General features: G+C 55.3%; 19 protein-coding genes. 17 read left to right on the plus strand and 2 right to left on the minus strand.

Annotation, left to right across the window (positions count from 1 at the left end):
* Positions 1 to 82: 82 nt before the first annotated feature.
* From QN215_RS04210 to QN215_RS04290, 17 genes are all read left to right on the plus strand, one after another.
* On the plus strand, positions 83 to 532 hold the full coding sequence (locus QN215_RS04210; RefSeq protein ID WP_369344852.1) for a tripartite tricarboxylate transporter TctB family protein: 450 nt from the start codon (positions 83 to 85) through the stop codon (positions 530 to 532).
* A gap of 214 nt (positions 533 to 746) precedes the next feature.
* Complete coding sequence (gene glgA / locus QN215_RS04215) at positions 747 to 1,982, plus strand: glycogen synthase (RefSeq protein WP_369344853.1); 1,236 nt, start codon at positions 747 to 749, stop codon at positions 1,980 to 1,982.
* A 1-nt stretch (position 1,983) separates the two neighbouring features.
* Positions 1,984 to 2,823: an ABC transporter ATP-binding protein gene (locus QN215_RS04220; RefSeq protein WP_369344854.1), complete on the plus strand. Its 840-nt coding sequence runs from the start codon at positions 1,984 to 1,986 to the stop codon at positions 2,821 to 2,823.
* A gap of 71 nt (positions 2,824 to 2,894) precedes the next feature.
* Complete coding sequence (locus QN215_RS04225; RefSeq protein WP_369344855.1) at positions 2,895 to 4,007, plus strand: tRNA (adenine-N1)-methyltransferase; 1,113 nt, start codon at positions 2,895 to 2,897, stop codon at positions 4,005 to 4,007.
* 57 nt (positions 4,008 to 4,064) lie between these two features.
* Entirely contained in the window at positions 4,065 to 4,625 is a 561-nt protein-coding gene (locus tag QN215_RS04230; protein ID WP_369344856.1) for a histidine phosphatase family protein, read from the plus strand.
* Positions 4,626 to 4,763: 138 nt separating this feature from the next.
* Positions 4,764 to 7,076 (plus strand): 5-methyltetrahydropteroyltriglutamate--homocysteine S-methyltransferase, encoded by a 2,313-nt coding sequence (metE, locus tag QN215_RS04235; protein ID WP_369344857.1) that lies wholly within the window; start codon positions 4,764 to 4,766, stop codon positions 7,074 to 7,076.
* A gap of 2 nt (positions 7,077 to 7,078) precedes the next feature.
* A complete protein-coding gene (gene metF, locus QN215_RS04240; protein ID WP_369344858.1) occupies positions 7,079 to 7,924 on the plus strand; it encodes a methylenetetrahydrofolate reductase [NAD(P)H] in 846 nt (281 codons plus the stop codon).
* Positions 7,925 to 8,056: 132 nt separating this feature from the next.
* On the plus strand, positions 8,057 to 11,122 hold the full coding sequence (locus tag QN215_RS04245) for a bifunctional [glutamine synthetase] adenylyltransferase/[glutamine synthetase]-adenylyl-L-tyrosine phosphorylase (RefSeq protein ID WP_369344859.1): 3,066 nt from the start codon (positions 8,057 to 8,059) through the stop codon (positions 11,120 to 11,122).
* A gap of 202 nt (positions 11,123 to 11,324) precedes the next feature.
* Entirely contained in the window at positions 11,325 to 12,308 is a 984-nt protein-coding gene (gene pyrB, locus QN215_RS04250) for an aspartate carbamoyltransferase (protein ID WP_369345060.1), read from the plus strand.
* A complete protein-coding gene (locus QN215_RS04255) occupies positions 12,308 to 12,727 on the plus strand; it encodes an aspartate carbamoyltransferase regulatory subunit (protein WP_369344860.1) in 420 nt (139 codons plus the stop codon). The genes pyrB and QN215_RS04255 overlap by 1 nt, the downstream gene beginning before the upstream one ends.
* A gap of 14 nt (positions 12,728 to 12,741) precedes the next feature.
* On the plus strand, positions 12,742 to 14,319 hold the full coding sequence (locus tag QN215_RS04260) for a dihydroorotase (protein WP_369345061.1): 1,578 nt from the start codon (positions 12,742 to 12,744) through the stop codon (positions 14,317 to 14,319).
* A 65-nt stretch (positions 14,320 to 14,384) separates the two neighbouring features.
* A complete protein-coding gene (gene pyrF / locus QN215_RS04265; protein WP_369344861.1) occupies positions 14,385 to 15,392 on the plus strand; it encodes an orotidine-5'-phosphate decarboxylase in 1,008 nt (335 codons plus the stop codon).
* Entirely contained in the window at positions 15,389 to 16,297 is a 909-nt protein-coding gene (locus tag QN215_RS04270) for a dihydroorotate dehydrogenase electron transfer subunit (protein ID WP_404978506.1), read from the plus strand. The genes pyrF and QN215_RS04270 overlap by 4 nt, the downstream gene beginning before the upstream one ends.
* Before the next feature lie 113 nt (positions 16,298 to 16,410).
* Positions 16,411 to 17,328 (plus strand): dihydroorotate dehydrogenase, encoded by a 918-nt coding sequence (locus QN215_RS04275; RefSeq protein WP_369345063.1) that lies wholly within the window; start codon positions 16,411 to 16,413, stop codon positions 17,326 to 17,328.
* Positions 17,322 to 18,038 (plus strand): orotate phosphoribosyltransferase, encoded by a 717-nt coding sequence (pyrE, locus tag QN215_RS04280; RefSeq protein ID WP_369344862.1) that lies wholly within the window; start codon positions 17,322 to 17,324, stop codon positions 18,036 to 18,038. Before QN215_RS04275 ends, pyrE begins: the two co-directional genes overlap by 7 nt.
* Before the next feature lie 255 nt (positions 18,039 to 18,293).
* A complete protein-coding gene (locus QN215_RS04285; protein WP_369344863.1) occupies positions 18,294 to 20,027 on the plus strand; it encodes a pyruvate oxidase in 1,734 nt (577 codons plus the stop codon).
* A 223-nt stretch (positions 20,028 to 20,250) separates the two neighbouring features.
* Positions 20,251 to 20,925, plus strand: coding sequence for a Fic family protein (locus tag QN215_RS04290; protein ID WP_369344864.1), 675 nt, complete (start codon positions 20,251 to 20,253; stop codon positions 20,923 to 20,925).
* A 485-nt stretch (positions 20,926 to 21,410) separates the two neighbouring features.
* Here QN215_RS04290 and QN215_RS04295 read toward each other — a convergent pair whose 3' ends face one another.
* Both QN215_RS04295 and QN215_RS04300 read right to left on the minus strand, forming a co-directional pair.
* Positions 21,411 to 22,334, minus strand: coding sequence for a LysR family transcriptional regulator (locus tag QN215_RS04295; protein WP_369344865.1), 924 nt, complete (start codon positions 22,332 to 22,334; stop codon positions 21,411 to 21,413).
* A 132-nt stretch (positions 22,335 to 22,466) separates the two neighbouring features.
* Complete coding sequence (locus tag QN215_RS04300; RefSeq protein WP_369344866.1) at positions 22,467 to 23,264, minus strand: 2,3-diphosphoglycerate-dependent phosphoglycerate mutase; 798 nt, start codon at positions 23,262 to 23,264, stop codon at positions 22,467 to 22,469.
* Between the last annotated feature and the right edge of the window lie 50 nt (positions 23,265 to 23,314).

Below are 23,314 nucleotides of genomic sequence, written 5' to 3' on the forward strand. Positions count from 1 at the left end.
GTGGCCAGCGCAGTCAAGCGGCTGACTGAAGCCGCATCGACGCGGAACAGGCCACGGCGCTGCAGAGTGCGAGAGGAGCAACATGCCCAACCGTTCCCAACGGAGAGCCAATGCGCGCAATGAGCGTAAAGGCATACCAGCTCAATATGATCAGACGCGCGGACGCGGACGTGGCGGCATGGTCGATGAGCAGTCGCTGCAGGAGAAATCCCGCAGAATGCAAACCCATGAGACTGGTGTCTGGAAGCCCACAGGTCATGCCGACGTTGACATCCAGAGAACCGCTACGAACAAGACCATGCCTGCAATCGCAACGCCCAGCACCTTCAGACAATGGTTGCGGATGCTCAGCTGGATTCTCATTGTCGTCTCTGCCTGCGCCTTCGTCGTTATCATGTGGATTTCGACAACTCCGCTGTGGCTGGTCATCACCGTTTCAGCCTTCTTTGCGATTGGCGTGCTGAGCCTGTTCATCGTTGCCGGATCGCCTCACGAGAACCCGAATCTGGACGACCACGGAACCGCAGTGTGAACGAGCGAGCGCATTGGTGGCATGCTCGCCAAGACTTGAGAGGCACATATGGATGTTCATCGTCGTCGTTGAATCATAACTGGACGCTGCATCGCTCCTGGCCCGGCAGACAATGAGGCTTGCCGAGACTCACTGTGAGGGCAGCAATGGCACGAATCAGGCAACGTTGTGAATCAGAACGCTGTGAATCAGAACGACAAGAAAGAAGAGTGACATGAAGGTTGACATACTCACCCGTGAATACCCTCCCCATATCTATGGTGGTGCCGGTGTGCACGTCGAGGAACTCTCAAAGGTGTTGGCTGAACGCATCGATGTCACGGTTCGCGCATTTGACGGTCCCCGGGCAACTACCGACATCCCGACGATTCAAGGCGAGCATCCCTTGGGCAGTCTGCATCTTGTGGGCTACGATACGCCGCACTATCTTGAACAGAGCAATCAGGCGTTGAAGACATTCGGTGTCGATCTTGACATTGCAGCCGATGTCAAGGCTGACCTTGTCCATGCGCATACGTGGTACACGTGCCTTGCTGGACGCCTTGCCTCGCAGTTGAACGACATACCGCTGGTCATCACCGCGCATAGCCTTGAGCCTTTCCGCCCTTGGAAAGCTGAGCAGCTCGGGGGAGGATATCGTCTGAGCTCGTGGGCAGAACGAGACGCATACGAGTCTGCAGACCGCATCATCGCTGTTTCGGCCGGCATGCGCAAGGATATTCTGAACGCCTATCCCAAGGTCGATCCGGACAGGGTGTGCGTGGTGCATAACGGCATCACTCTGGACGATTTCACCCGTCCTGCCGAAGATGACGATGCATGGCAGGTGTTCGACCGCTATCACATCGACACAGATAAGCCGACACTGCTCTTTGTCGGCAGGATAACACGTCAGAAGGGTCTTCCCTATCTGCTTCAGGCATTGCATCTGATAGACAAGGGCATTCAGGTCGTTCTGTGCGCGGGAGCCCCGGATACGCCTGAAATAGCCGATGAGGTGCGTGCAGCCTTCAAGACGCTCGATGATGAGCGTGGCAATATCATCTGGATAGAGGAGATGCTTCCCCGTCCTGAACTGTGTGCCTTGGAACATGGCTGCGATGCCTTCGTATGCCCCAGCATCTACGAGCCGTTGGGCATCGTGAATCTTGAGGCCATGGCATGCGGGCTTCCTGTTGTGGCAAGTGCGACCGGCGGCATTCCAGAGGTCGTTGTCGATGGTGAAACCGGCTATCTGGTGCCCATCGAGCAGCTGCAGGATGGCACGGGAACGCCGATTCATCCACAGACCTACGTGCATGATCTCGCTGACGCCATCGACAGGATGTTCGCAGACCTGGAAAAAGCTCAAAGAATGGGCGAGTGCGGCTATGAGCGCGCCCGCGCCCGATTCTCGTGGGAGAGCATAGCCGATCAGACCATCGACGTGTACAGACAGGCCTTGAGCTGACATGGATATTCTAGCTCTGAACGATGTTGAATTTCGCCGCCAGCGCCGCGTCATTCTTCGCGATGTCAATCTGACCGTGAAGCAGGGTGAGAAATGGATTCTCTTCGGTCCCAACGGCATCGGCAAGTCAAGTCTCGTCGCGATGATGAGCACGCGCGGCTTTCCGAGCGCTGGTACCGTTGACATTCTGGGCAATAGGCTGGGCAAGGTTGATGTGTTCTCCTACCGACATCGCATCGGACTGTCTTCGGCTGAACTGTCGAGAGCTTTTCCGCCACAGGAGGATCCTCTCGACGTCGTCGTCACCGCACTTACCGCAACCACGGGAAAATGGCGCGATTCCTATGCGCAGACCGCGTATGACCATGCTCGATCATTGATGCGTGAGTTTGGCATCGAATACCTTGAGGGCAAGCAGATGTTCAAGCTTTCCGAAGGCGAACGCACCCGGGTGCTGATCTGCCGTGCACTGATGGCCGATCCTGACCTGCTGATTCTTGACGAGCCAACAACGGGACTGGATCTTGGAGGCCGCGAGCTCGTGCTCGAAGCCCTGGGTCGCTTGGGTGCCGATTCGCGCAGAACGGTGCTGCTGGTGACCCACCGGCTGGAAGAAATTCCAGAGGGATTCGATCACGTTGCCATCATGGGGCGGCAGGGCGGCAGCGAAGCCGACGCGCACAAGGATGCGGTTACGGGACGCGATCCACAGCCTGGAACCATAATCTACCGCGGTGATTTGCTACATGGCTTCACCTCGCAACGGCTGAGTAACATATTTGGCATCCCCTTGACGGTTTCCTCCACAGGAGGACGCTGGGCGGCATACGCTCGCCGGTAGGTGGAGCGAAGCCGCAGGCACTGTCACCATCGCCTGTATAATTCTCGACCGAGTGGAGAATTGGAGGGATTATGCCGAAACGAGGTCCTCTGTGTGTGGGGGAGAAGGTTCAGCTGACTGACCGCAAGGGTGCAATGATCACGGCGCTCCTTGAGCACGGAGGAATGGTGCAGACGCAGCGCGGCGTTATTCCGCATGACAGTCTGATAGGCATGTCAGAAGGCTCGGTAGTCGTCACGCAGACATCGGCGCAGTCGTCCGAAGCTGACCATGCTGGAGTCGTGCCTGAGAATGCGAATGCTTCCAATGCTGCGGTTCAGGGCTCAAGCAAGCCGTGGAAGCATGCCCGCCATATCGGTGGCTGGTCATACACAGTGATGCGACCGCGTCTTGCGGATTTCGTGCTTTCCATGCCGCGCGGCGCTCAGATCATGTATCCGAAAGACATTGCCCATGTGCTGACGATGGGTGATATCCGTTCCGGTATGCGCGTGCTTGAATCTGGAGCCGGTTCGGGCGCGATGAGCCTTCATCTGCTGGATGCGGTGGGGGAGCAGGGCCATCTGACGACCATCGAGAGACGTTCAGAGTTCGCTCGGATCGCAAGCCTGAACGCAGCCGTGTATTTTGGCGGCATGCCAGCATGGTGGAATCTTCTCACCGGTGATTTCGATGAGGTGGCGAAGGGCTGCAAGCCACATTTCTATGACCGCGTAGTGCTCGACATGCTCGATCCGTGGAATCGGCTGGAGTACGTCGAAAAGCTTATCGTTCCAGGAGGCGTGCTGAGCGCCTATGTCACCACGACCACACAGATGAGCCGTCTGGTCGAGAAGATGCGCGAACGTGGTTCATGGACCGAGCCGGAGGTCAGCGAAACCATTCAGCGAGACTGGAAGGTGCAAGGATTGGCCGTCCGCCCGAATCATCAGATGATCGGTCATACCGGATTCATCGTCATCTCGCGTGCGATGCAGGTCGGCGTCGAAGCCCTGCACCGACGTGAGCGTGCCACGAAGAACACCTACACCGACATTGACGACGCAACGCCTTCTGAGAGCTTGGAAGAACTCGAATTGCGCGACCTTTCAGACCGCAAGCTTCGCAAGGTGCTGCGTGACCTTGAGCATCAGGCAACTGTAGTACAGTCGGATATGGAGCAAGGGGCTCCTGATGAATCATGACCGCCACGCAATGGAGTGTGAGATGACGCTACGAACTGAGTTGCTGAGGAGTCGCTGATGAACGTCAACCTGCACAAGCTGAGGAAGAACCTTCGTTCACGCGCATATATCCTCATCGTCATGAGGCATGCGAAAGCCGAAGCGCTGGGTGAAGGTGACGATCGTGCAAGAAAGATAACCGACAAGGGAAAAAAGCAGGCGAAGGCTGTCGCCAAGGCATTGGAAGCGCTGGATCTGGTTCCTGACCGCATCGCCACATCCAGCGCGGAGCGCACCGTAGAGACCATGAACCGCATGCTGAAATACTTCGGCGATGGCCCCAAGGTCGATGTCAGACTGAGCCTGTACCAGGGCGGCATCCAGTCGATTCTCGATGAAATTCACGTCACCAAGCCCAAAAGACACATTGTGATGATACTGGGGCATGAGCCGACGGTTTCCGTGAGCTGCGAATGGCTGGCAACATCCGATTCGGATCCCGCCCAGCTAGACATGCTGCACCTAGGGCTGTCTCCGGCAAGTCTGGCGATTTTCGCATGTGACAAGCCCTTCAGCGAGTGGACGATGCATGGCGCTGAACTGGTTGCAGTCCTGACCCCTCATGACTGTGAATCATGACGGGAAATCACACGGACCAGCGGGCTCGCAGACACGTTATAAATTTCAGTTATAACGACACACCACACAATGCAATTACCTATACAAGCCCTCAGTTGGTAGTCTTCAGACGTTGAAACATCATACATTGGAGGAAGCATGTCCGCACTCACTTCGGTAATCGGTTTCCCGCGCATCGGTTCGAACAGGGAACTGAAACGGTCGATTGAAAGTTATTGGAAAGGCACATCGACCCTGGAGGATATGCAGACCACGGCCCGCGAGCTGCGCAAGAAGCACTGGCTGCTTCAGCAGGGAGCCGGAGTCGATCTGATTCCAAGCAACGATTTCAGCTATTACGATCAGCTGCTCGACACTTCCATCCTGCTTGGCGCGATTCCGCAACGTTACCGCAGACTCTCGCTCGATGCCGAGGACACGCTATTCGCCATGGGACGCGGATACCAAGGTGAACGCGGCGACGTGACAGCGCTTCCGATGAAGAAATGGTTCACCACCAACTATCACTATCTCGTTCCGGAAATCGATGATTCCGAGGAAATCAAGCTGAACAGCACCAAACCCTTCGATGAATTCAACGAGGCGAAGAAGCTCGGCATCATCACCAAGCCTGTGCTGATAGGACCATATACCTTCCTGAAGCTGGCACGTCGTCCAGAAGGCGCACCACTGACCTTTGACAAGGGTCTGGTCAATGCGGTTGCACGCGTCTATGCCCAGGTGCTCACGAAATTCGCGGAGCTGGGGGCCACGTGGGTGCAATTCGACGAGCCATATCTGGTGCTTGACAAGCAGGATGGCGACCTTGAGCTGTTCAAGAGTCTCTATGCCAAGATTCTTCCTGCACGAGACAGCGATAACGGCTCGGTCAAGGTGCTGCTGCAGACCTACTTCGGGCATATCGCCGACATCTATGAGACAGTGAATCTGTTCGAATTCGATGGTGTCGGACTCGATTTCATCGAAGGACGCAACGACAACCTCGCTGCACTCAAGAAGTTCGGCGTAGCGCAACGCACCACGATCTTCGCCGGCATCGTCAACGGACGCAACATTTGGCGCAACGACTATGCCGACAGCCTCGGAGTGCTGGATGCCGTCAAGCAGATAACCGATCGTGTCGCAGTATCGACTGGCTGTTCGCTGCTCCATGTGCCATTCAGCGTCGAAGGCGAGCAGGGATTGCAGCCAGAGGTGCGCAGACATTTCGCATTCGCCGTCGAAAAACTGCATGAAATCGAGGAGATTGCAGCGTTGTCCGATCTGGATGAGGCAGCGTTGAAGGATTCCCACGAACTCGCCGACAACCAGGCCTTGTTCGACGGTCACCGCGTAGAGGCCGACAGCAACGTTGCGAAGCGAATCGAAGCATTGCATTCCAGTGATTTCACTCGCCTGCCAGAGCGCAAGGAGCGCCAGTCGGAACAGCGCGAAGAGCTGGGACTGCCGCTGCTGCCAACGACGACCATTGGATCCTTCCCACAGACGCGTGAGATTCGTGCCGAGCGTGCACAATTCCGCAAGCACGAGATTTCAGAAGAACAGTACGACAGCTTCATCAAGCAGCATATCGACGAAGTTCTGGAAAAGCAGGAACGCATCGGACTGGACGTGTTGGTTCACGGCGAATTCGAACGCAACGACATGGTTGAATACTTCGGCCAGCACTTGAACGGCTTCCTCTTCACCAAGAACGCCTGGGTGCAGTCATATGGCACGCGCTGCGTCAAGCCTCCTATCGTATGGTCGGACGTGTCGCGCGCCCAGCCGATAACCGTGGCTTGGAGCGCCTACGCGCAGTCCCGCACCACACGTCTGGTCAAGGGCATGCTGACCGGTCCCGTCACCATTCTCAACTGGTCTTGGCCTCGCGAGGACGTGAGTCATCAGCTGCAGACCACCCAGCTGGCGCTCGCCATCCGCGACGAAGTGCTCGATCTTGAGGATGCCGGCATCAAGGTCATCCAGATCGATGAGGCTGCACTTCGTGAAAAGCTTCCACTGCGCCGCAGCGACTGGCATAAGCTCTACCTCGACTGGGCCATTCCAGCATTCAGACTCGTGCATTCGGGCGTGAAGCCAACGACGCAGATCCATACGCATATGTGCTATTCCGAGTTCAACGACATTATCAGGGACATTGATGCGATGGATGCCGATGTGATTTCCTTTGAAGCGTCACGCTCCGATCTGACGGTGCTTGATGCCATTCACGACGCGCATTTCGAAACGGAAGCAGGGCCTGGAGTTTACGACATCCATTCGCCACGCATCCCCTCCCAAGAGGAGATCGAGGCACGCATCGACGAGATTCTTGACAAGATGGAAGCCCCTTCCGTGTGGATAAACCCTGATTGCGGACTGAAGACACGTGGCGATGCCGAAACATGGCCAAGCCTCGAACACATGGTGGCTGCCGCTCACGCAGTTCGTGCGAGGTTGGAGCGGTAGTCTTGCATTCCCCAATGTTTTCACTCGAGGTGTTTCCACCTCGCAGAACCGCACCAGTCGGCACCATCTATGACACCTTGGATGGATTGCACGGCATGCATCCTGACTTCATCTCAGTCACCTATGGCACCGGCAAGCAGTCGGATCGCACAGCCACGGCCAGAATCGCCCATACGATTCGCACCGAATACGGCATACCTGCGGTCGCACATCTGACCGCGCGCAACTCCGACAAGGCGACAATCGATCATGAACTCGATTTGTTCGAGGAAGCTGGTGTCAGGGCTACGCTTGCCCTGCGCGGCGACGCACAGTTGGGAACCGACCCATGTGGCGAGTTCGCGTATGCGAGTGACCTGGTGCGCTACATCCGTGAGCGCAAGCCGAATATGGCAGTGTATGCGGCATGCTATCCCGAATGTCATCCGGAAGCGCCAAACCTCGATGCTGACATTGCCAACCTGAAAATCAAGGTTGATGCAGGTGCGAATCATCTGATTTCGCAACTGTTCTTCGACAATGAGGATTATCTGAAATTCCTGGACAAGGTGCGCGACGCAGGAATCACCGTTCCCATCGAGGCTGGCATCATGCCCGTCACGAACGCGTCTCGAGTCAAGCATATGGTCAGCATGTGCGGTTCACGCATTCCCTCGACCGTCGAACACATGATCGAACGTTGGGGCGATGACCCTTCGGCGATGCAGGAGGCCGGCATCATCTATGCCTCCGCGCAGATTTCAGATCTGGTCGCACGCGGAGTCGATGGCATACACCTCTATACGATGAACAAGGCAGTCACTACCAGAAGAATCTGGGACAACGTGCAGGCGCTCTTCAACGCCTAGCTGCAACTTCGGTGCATGCGGACATGCCACAGGATCGATCACAAGTTCGATCATGAACGCGAATGACCGTGCACTGATTGACGACAGCAGCGAACGAGTGAAAACCCAATTGTCATAGGGTAAGTTGGCTGTATGCAAGAAAATGATGATGTGCTGAGTGCTCAGGCTCTTATTCGTGCAGGACTGCGCAATCTTGCCGCTGCACGAACGGTTCTGCATAAACTCGGAGACGAGGGTGTGGGGCTTCAGTGCCTATCGCATCTGCTCAGCAGCCTCGCACGAGCGTGCGACCCCGACACCGCCTTGAAGAACCTCTACAGCATCATCGAATCGATGCACGCTCGTGGAGAACGACTGCGTGACAAGCTTCCGGAAGATGACCAGATTGCGAATCTGGTCATGGTTCTTGGCGTGTCCAAGGCTATGGGCTTCATGATGATGAACAGGCCAGAACTCGTCATCGCTGCCGCCAAGGATGCACGGCATTCGTTGCAATTCGACCTTGCACAGCGTACGAGCGCAATGATCGAGGATGCCGACATGCCCCTGGCAGAAGCGGTCAACGCCATGCGACGCGAATACTATCTGCAGCTTGCGGCGATCATGCAATTCGATGCCCAGTCGCGTGAACCCATCGACATCCAGCCTCGCGTCAGCACCATGCTGTCTGCGCTTGCCGATGCCGCGTTGGAAACCGCACTCACCATTGCCAAGCACAACGTCGAACACAGTGAACTCTGCCGATTCGCCATCATCGGCATGGGCAAGCTAGGCTCACAGGAGTTGAACTATGTGTCCGACGTCGATCTGATCTATGTGGTCGAGCCCGCATCAGAGAACGTTGACAATGCGCAGTTGATTCGCATCGGCAGCAAGATTGCGTCGCTCATGCAGCGAATATGCCAGTCGGTTATTCCTGGGGTCACCGAGCCGACCCTGTGGCAGATCGATGGGGGATTGCGACCGGAAGGCAAGGATGGCCCGTTGGTGCGTCGGCTGCAATCGCATATTAGCTATTACGAGCAATGGGCGGAAAGCTGGGAATTCCAGGCATTGCTCAAAGCCAGACCCGTTGCCGGAGACTCCGAACTCGGCAAAGCATATTATGACGCGACAAGACCTTTCGTGTGGAGCGCATCGCAGCGCAGCAATTTCGTGTACGACTGTCAGAGCATGCGCAAGCGCGTCGAATCGCTGATCCCCGACCCATTGAAGGATCGCGAAATCAAGCTTGGCCGTGGAGGTTTGCGCGACGTTGAATTCACCGTGCAGATGCTGCAGCTCGTCCATGGCAGAACCGATACCAACCTGCGCACAGCATCGACCTTGGAATCCTTGCAGGCTTTGACGGACGGCGGCTACATCTCTCGCAAGCAGGCCGCCCAACTCTCACAGGACTATCGTTTCGAACGCGTGCTTGAACATCGGCAGCAAATGTGGGATCTCCAGCGAACCCATCTCTTCCCGGACTTGGGCAAGGGCAGCTACGGAGGCATGGAGCGTGTGCGTGACATCACTCGTGAAGAGCTGGATGCTCATGTAGACCTGCGCAGACTGGCCAGGGCATTCGCCATGCACTCCGACGAACTGGTGGAACGATTCGATGCGACAAGGCGCGAAATTCGCAGGCTCCATCAGGATATCTACTATCGACCCATGCTGCCCATCAGCGCGCAGACGCAGACAGACGACATTCGCCTGAGCAGGGAAGCAGCAGAGGACCGCTTCGCATCCATCGGCTTTGCCGACACACAGGCAGCGATGCGCCACGTTGAGGCTTTGACGACAGGCCTGTCGCGTGCGGCTAAGATCAACAGAATTCTTCTGCCAGCGGTTTTGGAATGGCTCGGTCAGGGGCAGAATCCAGATATGGGACTGCTGGGCTGGCGCAGCCTGCAGGAGCGTTTCGGTACGGGCAGCCAGTATCTCGGGTTCCTCAGAGATTCACCTTCCGCGGCGCAGCGCCTCTGCCATATTCTTTCCAATTCGAGATTTCTCGGAGAGGCATTGCGCAAGTCGGCGGAATCCATCACCTGGCTTGGTGCCGACGAGCAACTTCAGTTGCGCTCACGAGCAAGCCTTCACACGCAGACTCGTTCGACAATCGAGCGTTTCGCCGATAGGCCTGCTGAATGTGCCACGTCGATCAGAGCCATGCGCCGCCATGAGATCGAACGAATCGGGCTTGGATGGATGAGCCATGTCCTCTCCGACGACGAATGTCTGCAAGGCATGACGGATGTGTACGATGCCATGATTGCCGCAGCGCTGACATGGGCGATTGCCAGGCAGATCGAGCAGTCGAAGATGACACTCGCTCCTGCAAGCATTGCCATCATCGCGATGGGAAGATACGGCGGTTGCGAAGTGAATTTCAGCTCGGATGCCGATATCATCGCGGTGTATGAACCCAAGCAGGGTGCTGATTCACGCACAGCCAACCTGTTCGCTCTCCATGTGATCGATGACATGCGTCTGGTGCTGTCGGGTTCGGTGAGTGTGGAAGAGCCATTCGATCTCGACATGGACCTTCGTCCAGAAGGCAAGAACGGACCGTTGGTGCGTTCCTATGATTCATGCCGCGAATACTACCGTTCATGGGCGAGCACATGGGAATCGCAAGCCTTGCTCAGAGCGCGTCTCGCTGCTGGAAACGTCGATTTGGGCCGACGACTGAGGGATGACATCGTCAACCCGCTGCGATATCCGGTGAAGCCTCTGAACGAGGAGCAGATTGGTGAAATTCGCACCTTGAAGGCACGGATGGAATCTGAGCGTCTGCCGCGTGGAGTCAGGCGTGATCGTCATATCAAACTCGGCAAGGGCGGCCTGTCCGACATCGAATGGACAGTCCAGATGTGGCAGTTGCAGCATGCTCATGACATTCCTGCGCTGCAGACGACCTCAACCTTGTCAGCGCTGGAGTCACTGCGCAAGGAAGGACTGATCGCAGCGGAGGACGCAGACAACCTGCGAGAGGCGTGGATCATGTGTACCGCCGCACGCAATGGGAACTATCTGTGGTCCGGCAGAGCCTCACGAGCGGACATTCTGCCCGATGATTTCTACTCGTTGGGAGGCATAGCCATATATCTCGGCTATGCCGCGCATCAGGGTCAGCGATTCGAGAACGACATGCTGGCAAAGATGCGTCGCTGCCGAGAGATCACCAACCGCCTGTTCTATGGCATCAGGTAGCGCATTCCCTAGGAATGAGTGGGGAACATTCGGATTGGTTGCGTTGTTAACAAAACTTATCTATTGTTGACTAGGTCACGTCAGTGTGGCCACCTTAGCGTAGAAAGGTGAGCCGTTGCCCGACAATCACATATCGGATTCATCAGAAGAAACGTCTTCTGTCCGTGTCGAATCCGTTTCATCATCCGTTCCCAGTGCTGGTATTTCGGGGAATACCTCCACATTGCAAGGTCACAGTGTCGTCACACTCGATGACCTTTCAACACAGCAGATCAGCGAGTTGCTTCACAAGGCTGAATATATCGATTCGCATCGCACACAGGTGATGCATACATGCGATAGCAGGATTCTCGCCACGCTGTTCTATGAGCCAAGCACACGAACCCGTCTCAGCTTTGAGACAGCCATGCTCCGTCTGGGCGGCAACGTCATCGGCTTTGCAGGTGCACAGCTATCCAGCGTCTCCAAGGGTGAATCCATATCTGACACCTTGAAAACGGTCAGCAACTATGCCGATGTCGTCGCCATACGTCATCCGAAGGAGGGTGCGGCGCTCGTAGCTTCGAAAGCTGCCTCGGTGCCGGTGATCAATGCCGGAGATGGCGGTCACATGCATCCGACCCAGACCCTTGCCGATCTGGCAACGCTGACTTCACGCTTCGGCCGAGTCAACAACCTGACGGTCGGGCTGTGCGGCGACCTGACCTTTGGTCGCACGGTGCACTCGCTTATCTCAACGCTCTGTCGTTTCGGCAATGTCCGTTTTGTGCTCATCAGCCCCGATGAGCTGAAAACGCCGCAGTATGTGCTCGACAGAATCAACGACACCCCATCGTGCTCATTCGTGCAGACGCGTGACCTTGTCAGTGTCATCGGAGATCTTGATGTGCTGTACATGACACGAGTGCAGAAGGAACGCTTCTTCAACGAAGACGATTATCTTCGACTGCGCGACACCTACATTCTCGACGAGGACAAGCTCAGTCACGCGAAGCCGAATATGGCCGTGCTGCATCCATTGCCTCGTGTGAATGAGATTGCCGTCGAAGTGGATAACGACCCGAGAGCAGCATATTTCGAACAGGTGAAGAACGGCATGCTCATGCGCATGGCATTGGAAAGTTCGGTGCTCGGGGATGAACTGCCCGGCTATGAAGCCTGGTCAGGAAAGGAGGTGCATGCCTGATGGAGGTTACCAGCGTCACCAACGGCATCATCATCGACCATGTACCTGCGGGAACGGCACTGAAGGTACTGCAGTTCCTGCATATCGATCCAGCCAAGACAAAGCTCGCACTGATCATGAACGCAAGCAGCCAGCGGTATGGCTCCAAGGACATCATCAAGATCGAGGATGAAACAAGCGTCGATCTGAACGTGCTCAGCCTCATCGCCCGCCAGGCAACCGTGGATGTCGTCAAGGGTGGCAAGATCATCGACAAGCAGCAGCCAAGTCTGCCAGAGCATGTGGTGAACGTCATCAGCTGCACCAACCCGCGTTGCGTCACGACAACCGAGCATGGCATTGACCAACTGTTCCACCTGATGCACACCAAACGTCAGGAATATCGCTGCGACTATTGCGACGAGGAGGCCAAATTCTGATGACTGCCGCATCGATGCAATCACCGCAAGACCATCAACACCCTGCCCATCGTGAGTTTCGCGTGGTATTTCATGGACTGCGCGTATGGGATAGCGGTGAGATCATCGATGTGGCATTGCCTCCCGCACCATTGGATCACATTCTGGACGATACCGGCCTGTTTGCTGACCATCGCTCGTCTGGACCATCCGATGCTGCAACGATTGACATCGACGCATCTGGGCTGACGATTGCACCGGGCTTATGTGACCCCCATGTGCATTTCCGTGATCCGGGGCAACGCGACAAGGAAGACATGCTGTCGGGCTGCCGCTCCGCAGCTGCCGGGGGCTTCACGAGCGTGCTGCTGATGCCAAACACGTCACCAGCCATGGATGGCAAGCGCATCCGCACCGGTCAAGATCATGAAAGCGTTTCGGCTTCAGACGCTCACGGCAGACAAGAAGTGACACAGGCGGGTTTCGATTCGGTTATCGACTATGTCCAGCACTATGCGCAATCCCATCAGGTCACGCTGCCGGCTAAATACCTGCTGAGCGTCTGCGCAAGTGTTAACAGAGCGGGCGTCGAGGCCAGTGACCCCGGCGATTGGAAGGGGTATCTGCGTGACTCGGTTCGCCAGCTCACGCCCGGACACGCGATGCGCGAGCATCCAGTGGTGGCCATCAGCGATGACGGTTCGGCGGTCACGTCCCAGACCCTGGCGGACGTTGGCAGACATGCCAGACGATACTCGCTTCCCATTCTTGACCACTGTGAACATCATGACAGTGGAGTCATGAATGAAGGGCAGACATCGCGCAGCATGGGACTGCCAGGCATCCCCGCTTCCACGGAGTTGAAGATCGTTGCCCGAGACATCGAATTCGCTCGCAGCACCGGCATCCATATGCATCTGCAGCATGTCAGCACCGCGCTTGCATTCGACGCGATCCGCAAAGCCAAGGCTGAAGGGTTACCAATTAGCTGCGAGACTGCACCGCACTATCTTGCTCTCTGCGATGAGGATGTGAAACGCTTTGGCACGATGGCGAAGATGAATCCGCCTCTGCGAAGCGCGGCGGACCGTGACGCAACCCTGGCCGCCATAGCCGATGGCACGGTGGATATGCTCGCAACCGATCATGCGCCCCATACGATTCTCGAGAAGGAGCGGAGCATGATGGAATCGCCCAACGGCATCATTGGATTGGAAACCGCCTATGGCGTGTGCCACAGGGTTTTGGTCGATGGTGGGGTGATAGATGACGCTCGACTGATCGAACTGATGTCGCTTGCGCCGGCGAAGCTCATGGGCGTTGAGGCGCCCGATGTTTCGGCGCTGCTAAACGCATGCGACGATGGACGCAATTCTCGCAGCGGCAGGCGCATGCTTGATCTGAGCAAGGTGAACGATGCTCATGCTCAGGATTTCACCATGCTGGACACGACTGAAGCATGGGTTGTCGAATCTCAGGACTTCCACTCGAAGGCGCGCAATACGCCTTTCCAAGGGATGTCAGTGTCTGGCAGAGCCCAGATGACCGTAGTCGATGCTGCCATCGCCTTCAACCGTCTGCCCGTGACGCGGCTCATGCAGGCAGACAGATAGCCATAAGACACAAAGCAATCATCACGGAACTGCACATCTGCAAGAGAGTAAAAGGCTGAACACATATGGACAGACTCGTCGAAGCCATACGAAGATTCGACAATCCGAGCGTCGTGGGCTTGGATCCCACTACGGCGCTGCTGCCTGCACCATTGCTGGCACAGGCGCGCGACACCGCGGGAGCAACCAACACCATCAAGGGGCGCGCACTGTGGGCAGCGTCGGTAGCTGCGCAATTCGTGGACTTTAACCAAAGCGTCATCAACGCGGTGAAGGATATCGTTCCTGCCGTAAAGGTGCAGATTGCCATGTACGAGGCTCTCGGACCAGTCGGTGTGTCTGCATACGTTGAGACCTGCCGCGCGGCGAATCAGGCAGGGCTGTACGTGATCGGTGACATCAAGCGAGGTGACATCGGTTCGACAGCCGCAGCGTATGCGTCTCACCTTTCGGGCATACCATGCCCGGATAGCGAGATATCTACCTCTGCAACCGAGAAGGAACTTCGCTCCTTCCCTTGGTATGAGGATTCGGTAACCGTCAACCCCTATCTTGGTTCGGACGGCATCATGCCCTTCGTGGACGCTGCCCAGCAGAGCGACAAGGACATATTCGTCCTCGTGCGGACTTCAAACCCCTCAAGCGATGAATTCCAGGAACTGATAACCGACGACAATCGACGCGTATACGAGCAGGTTGCCGACAAGGTTGTGCAATGGGGCTCCGACACGGTCGGCGAGCAGGGCTTTTCCAGGGTGGGAGCCGTGGTGGGAGCTACGCATCCGAGCGTGGGCGCATCGCTCAGGGCACGAATGCCGCAGGCCATGTTCCTGATACCCGGATACGGCGCACAGGGTGGCACAGCGTCTGACGTGGCAGCTATGTTTGATGTTCATGGTGAAGGCGCGATCGTGAACTCCTCACGTGGCATTATCGGTGCTTGGCGCACAGATCCGGCATGCAATTCGCAGCTTTCCGTCGAAGATGCTCTGCAGCTCGTAGGCAAGCACGCCCGTCGAGCCGCGCTCGATATGAGAGATTCGTTGAACACAGCACTGAAGGAAAGGTCTTGACGTTGACCCAATTCATTCCCACACACACCGAGCCGCGTCAGGGGATTCCCACCGATGAATCGCATGGCGTTTCAGATGCCTGTCAGTGCAGCGAGCATGGCGACGGCATGCTCATCGACGGCAAGCGCTATCTTCCGTCAAGGCGAACGGTTCCCGTCGTCAGCGTCAGGCAGCTCGATCAAGGTGTGGTCGAGCTTGTCATCCGTGACCGGTACATGGCCGAACATGGCAAGCCCGCTCAGTTCGCCAACCTCTTTACCCATGATGGGCTGCGTCAGATGCCTCGTCCCTTTGGCATCTGTGAGATTCACGGTGACGAGGTCAGCTTCATATTCGCAATCGTGGGTGCTGGAACGGCGCAATTCGCACAGATGAAGGCGGGGGATACCATCGACGTGCTGGGCCCCTTGGGCAAGACATTCGACCTGTCCGACCCTGGCGCACGCTACATTCTCGTTGGTGGAGGGCTGGGAGTGCCGCCGCTGATTCAGGCTGCCCAGTATCTGCACGATTCCGGACGAGGTGAAAGCACCACTGCCATCTTCGGATATCGCAAGCATCATTTTGCCGATGCGATTGTCAGTCAGTATTGCGATGATGTGCGCAGCATCGACGAGGAACAGGGTAATGTCATCACCGTTCTCGACCGGATGGATGCAGAACTCACGCAGTCTTCAGCCCCTGTCGTCATGCTCTCGTGCGGTCCCACGCCGATGATGAAGGCTGTGGCATTCTGGGCTTCAAGCCGGGGCATTGCCACGCAGTTCAATCTGGAGGAGCGCATGGGCTGCGGCTATGGCACCTGCGTCGTATGCGTGGTTGATACGATTCATGGCCGAAAGAAAATATGCATGGACGGCCCTGTATTCAGCGCTCAGGAATTGGGATGGGAGCAGACACGATGACCTACGAGCTAACTGCATCGTTGCAACACGATCAGGTGCAGCACGACCAGACGATGCGCGAGCAAGTTTCGCATGACCAAGTTTCGCACGAATCGCAGGCATCGCTTCGAGACATGATGACCAGACCGTGGAAGCATCCAACGATTGTTGCAGGCGTCCCATGGAAAAACCCCGTTGGAACGGCTTCCGGAACCTTCAACGTCGAAGCGTGCAGCAGATTCTACGATGTGACGCAGATGGGAGCCGTGAGCACCAAGGGCGTTTCCATCATTCCCTGGGAAGGCAATCCCACGCCACGAACCGCTGAAACCCCAGCGGGAACGGTGAATTCCGTCGGGTTGCAGAATCCAGGTCTCGACCATTATCTTGCCAACGATCTTCCTGTGTTGAAGCGCATGGGTGCGAATGTCATCACCAATGTGGCAGGTCACAGCGATGAAGACTACAAGCAGGTGGTCGAACGTCTCGCCGACCAGCCGTGTGACATGCTCGAAATCAATGTCAGCTGCCCCAACGTCTCTCATGGCGGCATGTCGGTGGGCACCGACGCCAAGGCCTTGCACCGTCTTATCGGCGAGTTGCGCGAGCTCACTGACAAGCCGATGATCGTCAAGCTCTCTCCGAACGTCACCGATATCGTGAGCATCGCCAAGGCTGCCGTCGATGCAGGCGCTGATGCCCTGAGCCTCATCAACACCTTGGTTGGCATGAGAATCAACACCGCAACGGGTAAGCCAATTCTTGCCAATATCACGGGCGGGGTGTCAGGGCCGTGCATTTTGCCCATCGCCTTAAGTTTCGTGTGGCGCGTGCGCCAAGCCCTGCCAGACATTCCCATCATTGGAATAGGTGGCATTTCGAATGGTGACAATGCGTTGGAGTACCTTTATGCGGGAGCGAATGCGGTTGAGGTTGGAGCCGCCGCCCTGCTCGATCCAATATCGCCATTGCGCGTTGCTCGAGAACTTGACGATCTTTTGGATACGCGGCCGGAACTGGCCGAAAAACTTGCGGAAGGACGCACATGGTAGCTTTTGAAGCGCTGCACGGGGAAACGATCAGTCAGAGATTCACTTCATTCCTGCTTGAAGTAGGAGCGCTCAGATTTGGTGACTTTACACTGAAATCAGGCAGAAAATCTCCATACTTCATCAATGCGGGCGCATTCGACGATGGTCGGAAAATAGCCTTGCTTGGCGAATTCTACGCACAGACCATCGCACAGGCGGTTAACGGTGGCGATTTGCCGGTAGATATCGATACGATCTTCGGACCGGCTTACAAGGGCATTCCACTCGCAGTGTCGACCGCCATTGCACTCGCATCCGCACATGACATGCCGGTCGGCTACACCTTCGACCGCAAGGAAGCCAAGGATCATGGCGACGGTGGAATCATGGTCGGCACGCAGCTTCACGATGGCATGAAGGTGCTGCTGGTCGACGATGTGATGACCGCAGGAACGGCCATTCATGAGGTGATTCCCAAGCTTAAGAGCCAGGCGGATGTTGACATCATCGGTCTTGTTCTGAGTGTGGATCGCATGGAGCACATTGCGAATTCGGATATGTCGGCTGTGAAGGCCATTGAGCAGGAATTTGGTTTCCCTGTGTTCAGCATTGCCAACGTTCAGGAGATTTTCGACACGGCAGCCCAGATGACCGAGGCCGATGGTACGCCAATCATTTCAGAGCAGCTTCAGGAGCAGGCTCACAACTACTTCATCGAATACGGCTGCTGATCCGACAGAAGTTCATGCAATTCCTTTGCCACATGTTCTGAGATGTCCGCTTAGACCATGTGGCATTCATCACATTGCATATGAAGGGTCTTGCTGACTATCGGCTTAAAAGCTTGCAAACGAGCAGTCAGGCCAGCTCAATGTAATGAAGTAGACATTGAAAAAGCCTCTTGACCCATATTCCTCTCACTAACATACGTGTATGTGGAACCGTTATCACGGGGGAAACACAACGTTAGATAAAGGGGAATGTACATGTCGACAAAAGCTGCTGATCAACTGGTCAGTGTGTTGATGAATTGGAACGTAAAGCATGTCTTCGGTCTGCCAGGCGACTCTATTGACACCACAGTCGATGCTCTGCGACGCAATCAGGACAAGATCGAGTTCGTTCAGGTGCGACACGAGGAGGTCGCAGCGCTCTCTGCAGCCGCCAACGCCAAACTCACCGGCGGCGTGGGCGTATGCCTTGCCATCGGCGGACCAGGTGCGATTCATATGCTCAACGGTCTCTATGATGCCAAGATGGATCATGTGCCCGTGCTTGCCCTGCTCGGTCAGGTCACCACGAAGGATATCAACGAGGGCTACTTCCAAGAGGTTAATACCCCTAAGCTCTTCGATGACGTTGCAGTCTTCAACAAGACCATTTCCGCTTCGGATAACCTTGGCAAGATCGTTGACTCCGCAATCCGCGCTGCCATGACGAAAAAAGGCGTTGCAGTCCTGACCATTCCCGACGACCTTCCAGACCAGAAAGTCTCGAACGAATATGTTGATAGCGCTGCTGCATTCAAGCTGAGCACTCCGCAGGTCGATGACGGGCAGCTTGCCGAGGTCATCTCGATGCTGAAGCAGGCGCAGAAGCCACTGGCCCTGATTGGCAAGGGCGGCGAACATGCTGGCCCTGTGCTGCAGCAGTTCATTGAGACGAACAACATTCCATTCATTCTTACGATGCCAGCCAAAGGCACGATTGCCGATGACCATGCAAACAGCCTTGGCAACGTTGGCAAGCTCGGCACAAAGCCAGCGTATGAGGCGATGAAGTCGACCGACCTGCTGTTGATGATTGGGACGAACTATCCATACACACCGTATCTGCCGGATGCGGGACAGGCAAAGTGCGTTCAGATCGATACCTGCCCGGAGAATCTCGGCAGTCGCTATGCAGTGGACGTTGCCATTGACGGCGATGCGGGTGCCGTGGTCTCGCAGCTGAATGCCAAGGGTGCTCTGCGCAGCGATGACCGATTCCTCAAGGCTTGCCAGAAGGATATGGATAGCTGGAACAAGTGGATGTCTGAAAAGCGCAATCTCAATACTTCTCCAGCTTCACCTGAGGCAGTGTTCGCACGCATCGATGAAACCGCTCCGAAGGATGCCGTCTATTCCATCGATGTCGGAACATCGACTTCGTGGGGAGCGCGCTTCCTGCACGTCCAGCCAACGCAGAAATATTCGATTTCGGCATGGCTGGGTACCATGGGCTGTGGTCTTCCCAGCGCCATAGCAGGTGCTGAATCGTATCCAGAGCGAAAGAACATCAGCGTTTCCGGGGATGGCGCGTTCGCGATGGTGATGCAGGACTTCGTCACTGCCGTCAAATACAAGTTGCCGATCATTCAGGTAGTCATCAACAATCAGAAGCTTGCTTTCATTGAATACGAACAGCAGAGCGCCGGCCAGCTTAACTATGAGATTGACTTGGAAGACATGGATTATGCCAAGTTCGCTGAGGCGGCTGGCGGCGTTGGCTACACGGCTCGCAGCAATGCCGAGTTCAACGAAGCGCTGGCACAGGCGTACAAGGAAACGGACAAGCCGGTACTGATCAACGTCTATGTCAAGGACAATGCGCCGCTGCCAGGCAAGATCGTTGGTGAAGAAGCCATGGGATATACGAAGTATGGCACCCATTATCTTGAAAACTACTGGAAGATCCCTTCCATGCCGCCACTGAAGGACATCATGCGCCAGTTCTTCTAAACACCCCGACCTCACGCGCCGAACCGTGATGAGTGGGGATAAGCCGTTCATTGTGAACTCATGAAAGTATCAACGGCCATTTTTACCCAAATTAACCCTCAAAAACACTGTTTTTGAGGGTTTGTACTTTGATCAGTTCACAATAAGCACGGATGTGAGTCGGGGACACTGCGGAGCTTACGCTAGTATGAGTGCAAAGTGCTGATATTGGGGGTGGAAGCTCATGAATGCTCGTCGTGATGATGCGGTGCGTCTGGCGAAACGCCTGCTGATTGATGTGCTATGGAAAACGGCGAACATCGAAGTCGATGGGATTACGTTTCCAGACACGGAGGAAATCTTTGAAGGGCGTGCCCCCGATGGGATGCGTGTCAGTGACATTGTTGCCGTGAACAATCTCAAGCGAGCATGGGAATTCCTTTTTGACCATGTCGATGAAGCAGTTGATTGGCCGTTCGTCTCGCATTACAACCGAATCATTGGTGAGAGTCTTATTGCTGATTCTGGAAAGCTTCGTACAGTGCCAGTAAGGATAGGTGGAACGGACTGGGTCCCACCAGTTGCGACGATTGATGCTGTGCGAAACAGTGTCGAGAAGGCATCGCTTCACCATGATCCAGAACAGCGAGCGATTGACCTGTTTCTTGCCGTGTCACGCGGACAGTGGTTTCAGGATGGCAACAAGCGAACGGCGTTGCTGGTGGCAAACCACTGCCTTATCAATGCCGGGATTGGCATATTCTCAGTCACCCCAAGTCTGAAGCATGATTTCATTCACGAGCTGGTTTCGTATTATGAATCAGACAATGCGGCAGACCTTTCAAGTTGGCTACGACATCATGCCATCGGTTTGCTCCCAGGCGGTCTCACTCGTGCAGAACTGCAAGCAATGAAGTAACCATACGTGAGCAGAGGCAGCCTGATCTTATGCTGCTTCCCAAATCAGACTCGTTCGCAGTCGATGGCTCGCTCCTAAGGCATTTGTCTGTGTCACAGCAGCAAGCGTAAGCCAGTGATGCATTAAAACCGATACCAGAGTAAACAACACTACGCTCGAATAGCATGGTAAACAGTGGAGCAACACGAGGGGCTGTTCGTCATGAAGTGCTGAAATTCATGCAAGGGCTTTCGTTTGCCTATAGCAGTTGACTATGTATGTGTCAGGCTTTGTCGCATCTTCGTGAACTTGTCGTTTCCCATGTACAGAGCGCCTTCCGGTTTACGCTGCATAAGTGCCCAGAATAGGGATAAGCCGTTCATTGTGAACTCATGAAAGTATCAACGGCCATTTTTACCCAAATTAACCCTCAAAAACACTGTTTTTGAGGGTTAATACTTTGATGAGTTCACAATGAGCACTGATGTGACTCGGGGACGGGGGTTTCAGTCGATTATGGTGTAGCCGTGGGAGTCGAGGACGCTGCGAAGCTTGTCGAGATACATGCTTGCTGCGTTTGAGAGCTTGGCGCGCTCATTGCTGATCCAGCCAACCAGCATGGATTCATCAGATTCCAGAGGCACGGTAACGATTTTCTCGTTGTTCAAGTCCTCGTTGTCAATTCCTGTGCAGACTGTGTATCCGTTCAATCCGACGATGAAGTTCAGAATTGTGGCACGGTCAGTCACATTGATCTGTTTGGGGGAGTACTCAGGCCAGACGGCCTCCTCCGCAAAGTAGAAGCTGCCTTCTTCGCCTTGCTCATACTGCAGGAATGGGTAGGGTTCCAAATCCTTCATCGTGATTTTCGACTTGGACGCGAGCGGATTGTTGCGAGAAAGGAAGACATGCAATCCTGCACGAAACAGGGGATGGAATTCAAGATGCTTGCCTCGCAGCAGCTTGCCCAATACATCCTTGTTGAAGTCGGAAAGGTAGATGATGCCTATCTCGGACTGCATGTTGGCCACCTGATTGATGATGTCGCGCGTGCGGGTCTCTCGGATCGTGAATTCATATTCATCCGAATTCGTTGAACTGATCATCTCGACGAAAGCCTCGACCGCAAACATATAGTGCTGGGTGGAAACACGGCATAGCTGTTTGCGGGGTTTCGCGTTCTTGTACCGCTCTTCAAGCAGGGATGTTTGGTCGAGCACCTGACGTGCATATGTCAGGAATTCTGCACCATCGACAGTCAGTGCGATCCCTTGCGAAGAGCGGGTGAATATATCGATGCCCAGCTCATTTTCCAGTTCCTTGACTGACGAGCTGAGAGCGGGCTGCGAAACGTAGAGTTCGTGAGATGCCTCGTTCATGGAGCCGCATTCAACGATCTTGACGATATATTTCAACTGCAGGAGAGTCATATGCATAACTTATAGCAAAAGGCAATTTTGCTCAAATCGCTTATAACCTAGAGTTGCGTGAACCCTGAGTCTTCGCACGTGACAATGATGCATGCAGCCATGCATATCCGCGCTGTCGTATTGCTTTGATTGTCATTGCTTGGATTGCCCTCGTTCCGATTGCCCCAGCGCAGAGACCTCAGCGATGCCCTGCTCTGCAGCCTTTGGATCGAGATAGCGTCCCGGTCCAAGCGCTGCAAGCGTTCCATCGGAAGAAACCCCACAGTCATAGATCATGGGAACGCCAGTCGGCACGTTGATCGAGCGAATGTCCTCATCGCTGACATGCTCGAGCATCTTGACAATGGCTCGCACAACAGATCCATGCGTGACCACGAGCACCGTTTTCCCTGCAACGAGCAGCGGGGCTACGCGTTTGTCCCAGTATGGTTGGAGGCGTTGCGAAAGATCCTTGAGACATTCAGAACGAATCTCAGAGGGTTTCTTGTCATCGAGGCCATCCTGAAGCAGTGGGCCATATTTCGGATCCTTGCCCTGAAAGAATGGTGAATCGACATCTATGGCCGGTGGTCGAACATCATATGAGCGACGATAGGTCGCAAAGAGTTCATCACCATACTGATCGTGCATGGCAGGACGTGTTTCGCCCTGGAAAGCGCCATAGTGACGCTCATTGAGCCTCCATGAGCGCTGCACAGGAATCCAGGAGCGGTCGATGCCGTCGAGCACGATGTCGGCCGTCACTATTGAACGGCGCAACAGCGAGGTGAATACTACATCAGGTTTCAGATTCGATTGCTGCAGCAATCCGCCCGCTCGCTTGGCTTGCTCGATGCCGATGTGAGTCAGTGGAATGTCGACCCAACCGGCGAAGCGGTTCACGGACTTGTCCGTCCATGTGCTTTGGCCATGTCGCATAATGATTAGCATGGAACTCCTCACCCTTATGAGTTGATGAATCTGCGTGACTGGTATTACCT

The sequence above is a fragment of the Bifidobacterium sp. WK041_4_12 genome (genome assembly GCF_041080795.1).
In the GTDB taxonomy this organism is placed as follows: Bacteria; Actinomycetota; Actinomycetes; order Actinomycetales; family Bifidobacteriaceae; genus Bombiscardovia; species Bombiscardovia aquikefiricola.